Raw genomic sequence first — 12,493 nt, 5'->3', positions numbered from 1 at the left:
CGCATATACGCATGGGCACCATATCTTGTTTTAGCTGGACGCAGTTGTTACTCAGCAGCCTCCTCAAGCTCGGAGACGTCAAACTCAAAGTCGTTACCCGGCAGGATGGCGTTGAGCACGATGCCCACCAGCGAGCCCACGGCAAGGCCGGAAAGCGAAATCGTCACGCCGCCCAGCTCAAGCACGATGGCGCCGGCGGTGCTGTACGCAATGCCGAGCGAAAGCACGAGCACCAGGGCGGCCACCAGCACGTTGCGGTTGTTTTGGAAATCGACCTGGTTCTCGATGAGGTTGCGGACGCCCACGGCGCTGATCATGCCATAGAGCACGAGCGACACGCCGCCGATTACACACGCCGGCATGGCCGCAATGACAGCCGCGAACTTGGGGCAGAACGAGAGCACAATGGCACAACATGCGGCAATGCGAATCACGCGCGGGTCAAACACACGCGTTAGGGCAAGCACACCGGTGTTCTCGCCATAGGTGGTGTTAGCCGGAGCGCCAAAGAGCGATGCGAGAATGGTCGCCAGGCCGTCGCCAAGCAGCGTGCGATGCAGGCCAGGATCGGCGATGTAGTTACGCTCGCAAGTGGAGCCGATAGCCGAGATGTCACCGATATGCTCGATCATGGTCGCAAAGGCCAGCGGCATAATGGTGATGATGGCCGTCGTGGCAAGACCGCTATCGAACTGCGGGCCAAAGAGCGCAAACACGGTGTTATCCCACACGACGGGCAAGCCAACCCAGGGAGCGGCTGCGACGCCCGAGAAATCAACCTCGCCGAGCGCAGTCGCAACGGCATAGCTCACCACAACGCCCAGCAGAATCGGCACGATCTTGACCATGCCACGGCCCCAGATGTTGCAGATGACGATCACCGCCACAGCGACAACGGCAACAAGCCAATTGGTCTGGCAGTTGGCGATGGCAGAGCTTGCCAAGATCAGGCCGATGGAAATGACGATGGGGCCAGTCACTACCGGCGGGAAGAAGCGCATAACGCGCTTGGCACCAAACGCGCGAAACAGGGCCGCCAGCACCGGATAGAGCAGGCCGGCACAGGCTACACCTAGGCAGGCGTAGGGCAAAAGCTCGGCCTCGCCGTTGGGCGCAATGGCGGCATAGCCCGCGATAAAGGCAAACGAAGATCCCAAAAACGCTGGCACCTTGCCGCGCGATAGGAAGTGGAAGAGCAGCGTGCCCAGGCCGGCAAACAAAAGGGTCGCCGACACCGAGAGACCGGTGAGCACGGGTACGAGCACCGTGGCACCGAACATCGCGAATAGATGCTGCAGACCGAGTAGGAACATGCGCGGGCGACCGAGCGACGACGCATCGTAGATGGCATCGGCGACGGCGGGCGTCGAGGATTGGGACATGGATGTCCTTTCATAATGGAAGGGCGCTCGGGCATATCGGATTACCTGCCCGAACGATACGATCCGAACCATTGTACGCGATGCATGCCGCTCCGACCACGACGCCCCTGCGAACGGCAGCACTACTTCCAGATGCGCTCGGCGATGCGTTTGACCAGGGCGATCTTTGCCCACTGCTCGTCCTCGGTCAGCTTGTTGCCAATCTCGCAGCTGGCAAAGCCGCACTGGGGAGACAGATACAGGTTCTCGAGCGGCACGTACTTTGCGGCTTCGCGGATGCGCTCGACGATAACATCCTCGTTCTCGAGCTCTGCGGCCTTGGTGGTCACCAAGCCCAGCACGACCTTCTTGCCCGGGGCAACGTAGCTGAGCGGCTCAAAACCGCCGGCGCGCGGCGTATCGAACTCCAGGTAGAATGCGTCGACATCCTCATGTGCAAACAGGTACGGCGCGATGGGGTCATAGCCGCCCTCGAAAGCATAGGTAGAGTGGTAGTTGCCGCGGCACACGTGCGTGTTAATGACGAGGTCGTCGGGCTTGTCCTCGATGGCGGCGTTGTTGAGCGCCACGCCCAGCTCGCTCACCCTTTGCAGGTCAACCGGGCTCATGCCAGTCTTGGACACAAAGTCGGTATCGCAGTAGATGCCCCAGGTGCAGTCATCAAACTGGATGTTGCGGCAGCCCGCGGCATACAGGTCAGCAATCACGGTGCGGTATGCTGCGGCAATGGCATCGACGAGTTCTTCGTCGGTCTTGTAGACGGCGTGCAGACTCTCCTGCTGGCCATCGCAGCGGTCGAGTGTGACTTCGGAGAACGTCTGGATCGGCGCCGGAATGGTCTGGCGCGCGACCTGGCCCTCTCCCTCGAGCGACTTGATAAATTTGAAGTGCTCGACGAACGGATGATTCTCACCGCTAATGGGACCGGTTACCACGGCGGTGTCGGCGGTAGTCTCCTCATCGTGGAACATGTAGCCCGTGCGCGAGGCGCGGCGCTCAATGCCGTTGAGGCCCCACATAAAATCGAGGTGCCAGTAGCTGCGGCGGAACTCGCCATCGGTAATCACCTGCAGGCCGGCAGCCTTCTGCTTGGCCACTAAGTCGCGGATGGCCTCGTCCTCGACGGCCTTAAGGCCGGAAGCGTCGAGTTTACCCGCGACATAGGCGGCACGGGCGTCCTTTACAGCCTGCGGACGAAGAAAACTGCCGACGATATCGGCACGAAACGGCGCGTTCGGTTGAATCGAAGTGCTCATAGATATCTCCCTTTGCATTGGTTGCTTTACTGGGACAGAGTATGAGCGCTCATATGGACATCGTAAAATATGCGTTTATAACAGTTTGATATAGATGCTTCCTATATTAGTTGGGACTGCCATAAAGAGATTTGACCCGTGCAGAACGCAGCAGTCTAGATGTGCTGACGAATCGCTTCGATATAGGCCTGCCCGTAGCGCGTAAGTGTCGTGTTCTTGCGCGTGATGATGCCGATCTCCATGTACTCGTCTACATCGAGCGGAATGGAGATAATGCCGGGGCCGTTAAGTTCATGGCTGATCACGCCCGAACACACCGTGTAACCGTTAAGGCCCATAGCTAGGTTGAACAGCGTCGCACGGTCGCGCACGCGGATATTCTTGCGGCGCTCAAAGGTCGAGGTCAGCTCCTCGGAATAGTAAAACGAGTTGTAGCTGCCCTGCTCATAGGACAGGAACGGGTAGTCTTCCAAGTCCTCGAGCGTCACACTCGAGCGACCCGCCAGCGGATGGTCGGAGCACACAAAGACATGCGGCGTAGCGCAGAAGAGTCCTTCGAATACGAGCTCGTTGGCCGCCAGCATGCGCTCGATGACCTCGCGATTGTGCTCCGACAGATACAGGATGCCGAGCTCGCTTTTCATATGCGCGACGTCCTCGATAATCTCGTGGGTCTGCTCCTCGCGCAGGGTAAAGTCGTAGCGCGCGGCATCGAACTCGCGGATCACATCGACAAATGCATTAACGGCAAAGGAATAATGCTGGCAGCTCACACTAAAGTGCGGCACCTGCTCGGACGTGCCTTTGTACTTGCCCTCGAGCAGGTCGGCCTGGTCGAGCACCTGGCGCGCGTAGCCCAAGAAGGTCTCGCCTTCCTCGGACACAATGACGCCCTTGTTGGTGCGCTCAAAGATGTGTACACCCATCTCGTTTTCGAGATCGCGAATTGACGCGGTAATCGAAGGCTGCGACACAAAGAGCCGGCGCGAGGCCTCGGTGATGCTGCCGCATTCGGCAACTTTGACGACATATCTGAGCTGCTGGAGCTTCATGGCTTTCTCCCTAGACGTTCGTGACGTCGAAACCCGTCGCGTCCATCTGACGCATAAACGACGGCATCTCCCCCGTCGCGGCGCAGGCGGCAATCTGATGCAGAGCCCCGGCAACCGCATCATCTGCCGCAGCGCCGATATGCCAGCGCGCGGCAGCCGTGACGGCCTCGTTGGCATTGGCGACTGCAACGGAATTGGGAACGGCATCGATCATGGGCAAATCGTTATCGGAATCGCCGAATACGGCCACCTCGTCGGGCGTCAGGCCCAAAGCGCGCGCCAGCTCCAGCGCGGCACAGCCCTTGTCCCAGCCGGTCGGAAGAACGTCGAACAGGCGCACGCGGTTGTTGGGAAACACGAGCGAGAGCTCCGGCACCTCGGCGGCAACACGCTCGCGCAGCTCGGCGAGCTCCTCGCGCGAACGGGCACTCCAGATATTCGCCTTGTATACCGGGGCATCGTCAACGACAGGGCGACAGGGAGCCTCTTCGCCCTTGAGCCACGCGTTGCCGCCTGACTCCATGGCGCGACGCACACGCTCGGGATCGCTTGTCACGCAATAGGCGTCGTTGTCCCAAAAGTCATCACCCAGACGGTAGACCTTCAAATAGGTATCGTCGGTCTCTTGCTCCAGGTAGTCGGCCAGGCGCATAAGGGCATCGTTATCAGTTGCGCGCGAGGCAACCGCCTCGCCATCGACAAACATCACCTGGCCGTTGCAAAACGCACCGGTCGAGAAGCACTCGGAGCGATTGCGGAACATCCAGCTCATCGCGGACGGCTGGCGACCCGAAACCGGGCCAAAATGCAGGCCCGCCGCCTGCATGGCATGAATGCCCTCGATGGCGCAGTCGCTGGCGCCATCGTGTCCAGCAGGAATCAGCGTATCGTCCATATCGGTCAGAACAAGTTTGATCATAAGGTCCCCTCGGTCATTCTTTATCCCGTCTATTGTAACGACCTGCCAATAAGGGACAGGTTTATCTTGGCAGGTTTTATCTGGTAAAATGCAGCGCCCCTGTTGCCACCTGCCAAAATAAACCTGTCCCATATTGGCAGGTGCGCTAGTATAGGGAACAACAGATTCGATGCGGGAGTGCCGGCGGTGCAAACCACAAGGCTGAGAGGGCATAGGGCCCAATCCTTTGAACCTGTCAGTTAATGCTGGCGTAGGGAGCATGCCGCCTTTACAGGGGCGCTGTCTATGCACAGCGCCCCTTTTCTATGCCAAGGAGGCATGTGCAGTGATTGATTCGGAACAGCTTAAGCAACATATGGTCAAGGCCGTAGAGGAGATTCGAGCCACCAATCCGATGGCCGGCTCCATCACCAACACGGTGACGATCGACTTTGTCGCCAACGCGCAGCTCGCCGTGGGCGGTTCGGCCGCCATGGTCTATCTGCCCGACGAGGGCGAGGCGCTCGTTGCCGGCGGCGCCGCCATCTATCTCAACATGGGCACGCTCTTCCCCATCTACGAGCAGACGATTCCCCGCGCGGCCAAGGCGGCACACGACGCCGGCAAGCCCTGGGTGCTCGATCCGGTGGGTCTGGGCATCGGTAGCCTGCGCACCCAGCTGGTAAACGAGCTCAAGCAGTACAAGCCCGCCATCGTACGCGGCAACGCCTCCGAGATCATCGCACTCTCCGGCCTGTGGGGTCTTGAGGGCGAGTCGGCCGATCTGAGCCGCGTACGTGGTGTCGATACCACCGACACGGTCGACGCCGCCCGCGATGCCGCCGTGGCGCTCGCTCGCTACACCGGCGGCGCCGTTGTGGTCTCGGGCGAAGTCGACCTGATTACCGACGGCACGACCGTGGCCAAATCCCACGGCGGCAGCCCGCTCATGTCCAAGATTACCGGCTGCGGTTGCTCGCAGGGCGGCGTGCTGGCCGTGTACGCCTGCGCTGCCGATCCGTTTACGGCAGCCGTCTGCGGTACCGCCGTCTACAACGTCGCCGGCACGCGTGCCGCCGCCGTCGCCGATGCCCCGGCAAGCTTTAAGGTCGCCTTTATCGACGAGCTCTACCGCGCAACCGCCCAAGACATCGCCGATAACCAACTCGAGCTCGAGGAGGCATAAGCCATGTCCGAGCCCGCAACCAATGCCGGCATGAACACGCTCGTCGCTGTGGCCATCGCCCCGTGCGGCACCGGCGATGAACTGTCCGCCGAGGTCGCCGAGGTCGTGCGCGTCATTCGCGAGAGCGGCCTTCCCAACCGCACCACCTCGATGTTCACCGAGATCGAGGGCGACTGGGACGAGGTCATGCAGGTCGTGCGCGACGCGACCTTTGTGTTAGCGAACAAGGGCATCCGAACCGAAGTCGTGCTCAAAGCCGATATTCGACCTGGATTTACCGACACCATGACCGGCAAACTCGAGCGCATGGAAGCGCAGATCAAAAAGCAGGAGGAAGCACGATGAGCATCCGCGACAACCTTGATATCTCGGCCTATCTGGTGCTCGGCCCCGAAAACACCCTCGGACGCCCCGTGGGCGATGTGGTGGCCCAGGCGCTCGACGCCGGCTTTACCTGCATTCAGGTGCGCTCCAAGGTGGCAAGCGCCCGCGAGATCATTGCGCTGACCGGCGACGCCGCGCAGGCAATCGCACAGGCCGGCAAGACCGGTCAGGTCGCCTTGCTGATCGATGACCGCCTTGACTGCGTACTCGCCGCACGCGAGCAGGGCATTGCGGTCGACGGCGTGCACGTGGGCCAGAGCGATATTCCCGTCGAGGTCTGTCGCAAGCTGCTGGGCCCCGACGCCATCGTGGGCCTTTCGGCCCGTTGCGAGGAAATGCTCGAGTACGTCAAGACCGCCGACATGAGTCTGGTCGACTACCTGGGCATCGGCCCGCTCCACGAGACCGAGACCAAGCGCGACTGCGGACGCGCAGCCGATGGCTCCATCATCACCAAGAGCTTTGAGGACCTGGCCGCACTCCACGCGGCAAGCCCCGTGCCCATCGTGGTGGGCGGCGGCGTTAAGACGGCCGACTTGCCGCAGCTTAAGGCAACCGGCGTCGACGGCTTCTTTGTGGTGAGCGCCGTCTGCAGCGCCGACGATCCCTACGCCGCGGCCAAGGAGCTTGTCGACACCTGGCAGCAGGCATAGGCATAGGCCGAACAGCTGATTCGCAGCCTCATATCTTCAGCAATGGAAAGCGCATCCCAGTTTGGGCCTCCATTCCGGGATGCGCTTTCCGTATGCGACCCTTACCCCGCCAGATACGCTTCCAACGCCGGCAAAGTCGCCTCTGCATCGTGGCGGCCGACCTGGTAGATGCGCTCGAGCTCATCCGGTTCGCGGCACAGCGACGGCACCTTCACCGATTCGCTCGGCCGCACCACAAAGATTTCCCCGGCAGCCTCTCGACGTGCCAGGTCATCGAGCGTGGCATTGTAGACCTCATGCCGATGCTCAAGCGCTGCAACAAACTCCGGATAGTGACGGAACACGCGCCGCAGCATGGGCATCACGCTGTTGGGCTGCTTCACAAAGCCCGCCGGCTGCGTGAGTACCACGATATTGCGGTCATACCCCTGCGCAAACAGCCATGCGCTGGGAATAGAATCAGCCACGCCACCATCCAGATACTTATGCCCGTCAATAGCAACGGGACGCGTCGCCACAGGAATCGCCGACGATGCCCGGATCCACTCGATATCCCGCTCGTCGCCATAGGGCAGGTCGTGGTAGACGGCCTTGCCCGTCTCGATATCGGTGCACACGCACGTAAACCGCATGGGGCAGGCGCGATACGCCTCCAGGTCGATGGGATCGCGCTCGATGGGCACCTCGTGATAGGCAAAATCGGCATTGAACATATCGCCGGTTCGCAGCCAGCTGGTCACGCTCGCATAGCGTTTGTCGGCGCAATAGGCCTTGTTATAGCGAATGGCGCGGCCGATCTGGCGCGATTTAAAGTTGTAGCCAAATGCCGCGCCCGCCGAGACGCCCACCATATGGTCGCAGGTCAAACCGTGCTCCATCCAAACGTCGAGCACGCCCGCCGTATACATACCGCGGTAGCCGCCTCCCTCGAGCGCCAGCCCCACCGTGCGCGTCATATTTGACTGTGCCATGCGACCATCTCCGTTCCTGCGTTTTAAAACGGAACAAGTATACCCATCAACAAATATCGTCTCAGTCGCATTTTCATCGAACATCGTCGCGTTACCGTTTGGCGAATAATGGCCGCCCGCAACATGGGCACCCCTACATAATTCCATACACTTGTTTATACTACTCAGTAGTTATCAGCCGAGAGCACGAACCGACAAATAAACCCAACGACGCAGCAAGGCGGGGGCTTGGAAACACGCAAGGCGTTGAGCAGCAACGCATGTGCACAACGAGCTCGCCCGACGCAATCCGCCCCGACCTCAGAAAGCCGCTTACAGTATGGATAACGCCAGCAATAATACCGAAACGCTCGAAAAGACCATCCGTGACCTTCTGGAGCGTCAGGACGATCTGATCAGGACCGCCTTTACCGACGAGCTCACCGGACTTGGCAACCGCGGCGGCTTTACCCGTTCCTTAGAGGAACTCTGGGAGCAGGAACTGCCCGTGACCATGGCGTTTATCGACATCGATAACCTTAAGCACTGCAACGACATCTTTGGACATGACGAGGGCAACCGCTATATCTTGCAGGTGAGCCTCTATCTCAAACTGTATATGAAGGTGGACGAGGCGGCATTTCGTCTGGGGGGCGACGAGTTCGCCATCCTATCTACGATTGCGACCGAGGACGACCTTGCCGAACGTCTGGAACACTGCCGAACGGTACTGCTCGAAAACAACGCTTCCAAGATGCCTCACTCGTTTAGCTACGGAGTGGCACACGCCGACCCCGCCCTGGGCGAAGCCCCCAATCGCTTGACGAACGATGCCGATCATCGCATGTACGACTACAAGCTACGTCATGCCGTGCACCTTGATCAACGCAATATCGCACAAGCAAACACCGACGACTTCGAAATAAGCGATCGCATTTTCGACGCCCTTTCGATGCTCAACGAAGGCCGATATTTCTTTATCGAGAACTTGGACAAACATCGAACCCTTTGGTCACAAGGCGCCTTGCGCGATCTTGGTCTTCCTTCGGAGCATATAGACAACTGCCACGATTACTGGAAAACGCGTGTCCATCCCGATGACCTTGAGGCCTATACCAACGACATCGACCAAATCTATGACGGCTCCAAACATCGTCACGTCATGCAGTACCGCGTGCGCAATGCCGCCGGCGATTACATCCTCGGCCGTGCTCGCGGGTTTCGTATCGACGGCGACGGAAATGTCCCCTCGCTCTATGTCGGCGAGCTCGTCAACCACTCGCTTGCCGAGACCGTCGACGCCGCCACGGGTCTCGGAACACAGCGCACGCTGATCAACGCTATCGATGCCTGCCGTCGCGACCGTTGCGAGACGGGGCTTATAGCAGTGCGCGTTCGCGGCACGGCAAAGCTCAACGAGCTCTACGGGGCCGAGGCCGTCGACAACATGCTCGCCGAATACGCAGGCCGCATGCTGTCGATTACTCGCGGCAGGAGTCGCGTCTTCCGTTCACGCAACGCCCAGTTCGTCGTGCTTAGCAACAATTTGGATCACGAAGCATTCGAGCAACTGATCCAACATCTCAAAGAGGCCGTTTTCGCTCCCGTTCGAATCGCGGGCGACACTATTACCCCCGTCTGTCTTGTCGTTCCGGCCTTTTACGAGCACCTGACCAATCAAACGGCCGCCGTTTTAGGCGAACTCGACCGTCGCATTCGCACGGCCGGCGGGCTTGTTCCCAACGACAGCCTCCCCATACCCGAGGTGGAGCGCAAAAGCGCCATCGCCGAACGCATCGATCCGCTCACGGGTCTCTATCGACCCAGCGAGTTTATGCGCCGCGCCAACGAATTTCTCGAGACAAGGCGCAACGGCGCCTGGTGTATCGCCACCGTCGATATGGGGCACATGCGACTGTTCAACGAATGGCACGGACAGGCCGAGGGCGACCGCGTACTCGCCGATGTGGGCACGGTTCTCAAGGACATCGAGAATGCCGCCATGGGCGTCGCAGGGTACTGGGGCCAAGACGATTTTTGCGTACTCATCCCCTTTGAACACGACACCGTCCATCAGATCTATAGCCGCATTCGCCAGGCCGTGGCCAAGCATGATGACGGCGTGGGCTTCTGGCCGTCCATGGGCGTCTACCCCATCGACTCCAACGAGGAAATCACCATCGATGCGCAGGCCAAGGCCATGTTTACCAATCGGCGCGCAAAAAACGACTTTAAGGAGCGCATTGCCATTTTCCGCCCCGAGGAATACGAACACGAAATCGCGTTCCACCGCACGCTGACCGAATTCTAGTATGCGCTCTCAAACGGCCGCATTACCTACTACTTGCAGCCCCAGGTCGACATGGAAACCGGCGAGATCGTTGGCGCCGAGGCGCTCACACGCTGGATTGACAAGGATGGCTCCCTCATTTCACCTACCACCTTTATCCCCGCTCTCGAGGAAAGCGGTTTTGTGGTGACGCTCGACAAATATGTTTGGCAGGGCGTCGCCTCGTGGCTGCGTGAGTGCATCGATCGAGGGCTGCGCGTAGTTCCGATCTCGCTCAATGTGTCGCGCGTGGATATCCTTGCCTGCGACGTCGCCGAGCATATGGGGGCGCTTGCCGCCCAATACAACCTACCGCCCGAGCTCATGCGCATTGAGATCACCGAGACGGCTTATACGGGAGAGTCCGAGGCCGTGGATAAGCTGACGGCCGACCTACACACTCGCGGTTTCTCGACCTACATGGACGATTTTGGCACCGGCCAGTCTACGCTCGCGATGCTCAAGAACGTCAACGTCGACGTCATCAAGCTTGATCGCACGTTTGTGCCCACCGACCGCGATCAAAGCCGTAGCGCGCAAATCGTTTCATCAATGCTCGAGATGGCGCAATCGCTCCATCTGCCCGTTGTAATCGAAGGCGTCGAGACAAACGAGCAGGCGAACATGCTGCTCCAAATGGGTGCCCACTACGCTCAGGGCTTCCTCTACTACCGCCCCATGCAGGCAAAGGATTTTGAGGCATTGCTCGATGGCGGTAACAAAAACTGATACGCTCGCGCGCAAAACGATACCGCCGAAGGGGCGCTTGTCCCCATTGGCTAACTTATGCCCCCAATCCAAACCGAATTGGGGATATGATGCAAACCACTGTTGTGCCCAAGGAGGTTATCCATCATGAACGAGTCGTATCGCCTGGGCGAGCAATCGATCATTGCTTATCTTCAGCGACTTGCGAACGGGGTCTCGACCGCCGAGCTCGATGTTGCCGCGCTGCCCACGGAGCTGTGCGCCATCGGCGAGCAGCTACAGAAGACATTTGCCATCCTGCAGCAAGAACGCGAGCTGCTTGAGCGCGGCGCCTATATCGATTCGCTCACCAATCTTGGCAACCGTGCTGGACTCCACCGTTATGCCGAGCTGCTTTGGCACAAAGGCACCCCCTTCACCTGCGCCTATATCGATATCGATCGCCTTAAGCATTGCAACGATACGTTTGGCCACACCGAGGGCAATCGCTACATCCTGAGCATCTGCCGTGCACTCACCGAGACAATGGAACCCAATGACCTGCTGTTCCGTATCGGTGGAGACGAATTTGTACTCGTATCCCCCACGACAGATGAAGCCGAACTCGAGCAGCGCCTGGAGCGGACGCGCACCAACCTTATCGAGGCAACATCGGGCGGCAAAGCGCCCATGATCGCTAGCTTTAGCTTTGGCTGCTCGCGCGTCGACCCACTCGCTGGCGATACGCGTCGCCAGATGACCATGGACGCCGACCGCAAAATGTATCGCTACAAGCTCATGCACCGTGTGCAGCAGCCGAAGGAAAACGACGCATCCATGCGCCCAATCGCCGATCAGCCTCCCTGCAACGACCGGGTGTTCCAAGCGATCTCCATGAGCTCCGAGACGCGCTATCCGTTTATCCTTAACCTCGATACCGGCGAATCGCAATGGTCGATTAATGCCGTGCGCGATTTTGACCTGCCCTCCCAGCATCCCTATAACTCGCTCGATATGTGGCTCGCCCGCGTTCACCCCGAGGACCGCGACAACGTGCGCAGCGAGCTCGATATGGTGGTAAACGGCGCGTGGCACTTCCATTACATGCAGTATCGCGTCATGAATACCGCTGGTAAATATGCGCTGTGCGAGTGTACGGGCTACCGCTTGGATAGCACCGAAACCGAGCCCAACATGTATGTGGGCATTATCATCAACCGAAGCTTGGCGGATACGACCGATTCCGTGACCGGCCTGGGCGATATCCACGCCCTGGTCAACGCCATTGGCGAAATGCGTCGCGTGGCGCGCAAGGCAGGCCTGGTCGCCATCAAAATCGACGACATCGCCAAGGTCAATGCCCGCTTTGGCTTTGATGCGGGCGACCGCGTTTTGGCAGAAAGTGCCGCCTGCCTCATGGACTGTTCGCGCGGCAAGGGCCGTCTGTTCCGCTCGACCGGACCGATGTTCGTGGCGCTTTTCGATGACCTTGATCCCGAAGAGACCGATGCGATCGCAGAAGAAATCGAGCGGTTCTTGGGGTCGCCCGTACTCTTTGGCTCATTTGAATATCAGCCGCCCATTCGTGTGGCCACACTTCATCTGGACGCCGTCGACCGACAGCCCGTTTCCATTTTGAACGAGCTCAAAGCGCTACTTGAAGAGGCACCACAAGTACCGGGCACCAAGCTGGACTAGCGTTATGGGGCGCATGAT

General features: G+C 59.5%; 10 protein-coding genes, 1 pseudogene and 1 riboswitch. Of the genes and pseudogenes, 6 read left to right on the top strand and 5 right to left on the bottom strand.

Annotated features, from left to right (window positions below; translation table 11 throughout):
• Window positions 1-47: 47 nt before the first annotated feature.
• The 4 genes from DW892_RS08295 to DW892_RS08280 form a co-directional block, all read right to left on the bottom strand.
• Window positions 48-1,382, bottom strand: a complete 1,335-nt coding sequence (locus tag DW892_RS08295; RefSeq protein WP_089572925.1) for a uracil-xanthine permease family protein — start codon at window positions 1,380-1,382, stop codon at window positions 48-50.
• Window positions 1,383-1,504: 122 nt separating this feature from the next.
• The gene (locus DW892_RS08290; RefSeq protein ID WP_233502663.1) at window positions 1,505-2,638 is read right to left on the bottom strand and encodes a 5-methyltetrahydropteroyltriglutamate--homocysteine S-methyltransferase; all 1,134 of its coding nucleotides are present in this window, start codon (window positions 2,636-2,638) and stop codon (window positions 1,505-1,507) included.
• A gap of 155 nt (window positions 2,639-2,793) precedes the next feature.
• Complete coding sequence (locus DW892_RS08285) at window positions 2,794-3,690, bottom strand: LysR family transcriptional regulator (RefSeq protein ID WP_117563541.1); 897 nt, start codon at window positions 3,688-3,690, stop codon at window positions 2,794-2,796.
• 10 nt (window positions 3,691-3,700) lie between these two features.
• Window positions 3,701-4,609: an HAD-IIB family hydrolase gene (locus DW892_RS08280; RefSeq protein WP_158549063.1), complete on the bottom strand. Its 909-nt coding sequence runs from the start codon at window positions 4,607-4,609 to the stop codon at window positions 3,701-3,703.
• A gap of 163 nt (window positions 4,610-4,772) precedes the next feature.
• Window positions 4,773-4,883, top strand: a riboswitch (TPP riboswitch).
• Between the two features lie 51 nt (window positions 4,884-4,934).
• On the opposite strand from DW892_RS08280, the gene thiM reads away from it, so the two are divergent.
• Genes thiM through DW892_RS08265 form a run of 3 tightly spaced genes read left to right on the top strand, consistent with a single transcriptional unit; the run spans window position 4,935 to window position 6,811 of the window.
• The gene (gene thiM / locus DW892_RS08275; protein WP_233502662.1) at window positions 4,935-5,774 is read left to right on the top strand and encodes a hydroxyethylthiazole kinase; all 840 of its coding nucleotides are present in this window, start codon (window positions 4,935-4,937) and stop codon (window positions 5,772-5,774) included.
• A 3-nt stretch (window positions 5,775-5,777) separates the two neighbouring features.
• Window positions 5,778-6,119, top strand: a complete 342-nt coding sequence (locus DW892_RS08270) for a thiamine-binding protein (RefSeq protein ID WP_233502661.1) — start codon at window positions 5,778-5,780, stop codon at window positions 6,117-6,119.
• Complete coding sequence (locus DW892_RS08265; RefSeq protein WP_006234517.1) at window positions 6,116-6,811, top strand: thiamine phosphate synthase; 696 nt, start codon at window positions 6,116-6,118, stop codon at window positions 6,809-6,811. Before DW892_RS08270 ends, DW892_RS08265 begins: the two co-directional genes overlap by 4 nt.
• Before the next feature lie 101 nt (window positions 6,812-6,912).
• On the opposite strand, the gene DW892_RS08260 is transcribed toward DW892_RS08265, so the two are convergent.
• The gene (locus tag DW892_RS08260) at window positions 6,913-7,782 is read right to left on the bottom strand and encodes a patatin family protein (protein ID WP_187365011.1); all 870 of its coding nucleotides are present in this window, start codon (window positions 7,780-7,782) and stop codon (window positions 6,913-6,915) included.
• Window positions 7,783-8,101: 319 nt separating this feature from the next.
• On the opposite strand from DW892_RS08260, the gene DW892_RS08255 reads away from it, so the two are divergent.
• The 3 genes and pseudogenes from DW892_RS08255 to DW892_RS08245 all read left to right on the top strand — a co-directional run bounded on the left by DW892_RS08255 (window position 8,102) and on the right by DW892_RS08245 (window position 12,475).
• Window positions 8,102-10,072 (top strand): diguanylate cyclase domain-containing protein, encoded by a 1,971-nt coding sequence (locus tag DW892_RS08255; protein ID WP_117766873.1) that lies wholly within the window; start codon window positions 8,102-8,104, stop codon window positions 10,070-10,072.
• 15 nt (window positions 10,073-10,087) lie between these two features.
• Window positions 10,088-10,819, top strand: a pseudogene (locus DW892_RS08250) (EAL domain-containing protein); the annotation flags it as partial.
• Between the two features lie 126 nt (window positions 10,820-10,945).
• Window positions 10,946-12,475, top strand: a complete 1,530-nt coding sequence (locus tag DW892_RS08245; RefSeq protein ID WP_117640602.1) for a diguanylate cyclase domain-containing protein — start codon at window positions 10,946-10,948, stop codon at window positions 12,473-12,475.
• The last annotated feature ends 18 nt before the right edge of the window (window positions 12,476-12,493 follow it).

The sequence above is a fragment of the Collinsella sp. AM40-7AC genome, assembly GCF_003468125.1.
Classification (GTDB): domain Bacteria; phylum Actinomycetota; class Coriobacteriia; order Coriobacteriales; family Coriobacteriaceae; genus Collinsella; species Collinsella aerofaciens_O.
The sequence above is the reverse complement of the archived record's forward strand: the minus strand, read 5'-3'. Positions and strand labels throughout refer to the sequence as shown.

What these genes read in the sequence shown, in the direction of transcription:
- DW892_RS08295 (WP_089572925.1), bottom strand. Translation starts at nt 1,382, where the DNA reads ATGTCCCAATCCTCGACGCCCGCCGTCGCCGATGCCATCTACGATGCG.
- DW892_RS08290 (WP_233502663.1), bottom strand. Translation starts at nt 2,638, where the DNA reads ATGAGCACTTCGATTCAACCGAACGCGCCGTTTCGTGCCGATATCGTC.
- DW892_RS08285 (WP_117563541.1), bottom strand. Translation starts at nt 3,690, where the DNA reads ATGAAGCTCCAGCAGCTCAGATATGTCGTCAAAGTTGCCGAATGCGGC.
- DW892_RS08280 (WP_158549063.1), bottom strand. Translation starts at nt 4,609, where the DNA reads ATGATCAAACTTGTTCTGACCGATATGGACGATACGCTGATTCCTGCT.
- DW892_RS08270 (WP_233502661.1), top strand. Translation starts at nt 5,778, where the DNA reads ATGTCCGAGCCCGCAACCAATGCCGGCATGAACACGCTCGTCGCTGTG.
- DW892_RS08265 (WP_006234517.1), top strand. Translation starts at nt 6,116, where the DNA reads ATGAGCATCCGCGACAACCTTGATATCTCGGCCTATCTGGTGCTCGGC.
- DW892_RS08260 (WP_187365011.1), bottom strand. Translation starts at nt 7,782, where the DNA reads ATGGCACAGTCAAATATGACGCGCACGGTGGGGCTGGCGCTCGAGGGA.
- DW892_RS08255 (WP_117766873.1), top strand. Translation starts at nt 8,102, where the DNA reads ATGGATAACGCCAGCAATAATACCGAAACGCTCGAAAAGACCATCCGT.
- DW892_RS08245 (WP_117640602.1), top strand. Translation starts at nt 10,946, where the DNA reads ATGAACGAGTCGTATCGCCTGGGCGAGCAATCGATCATTGCTTATCTT.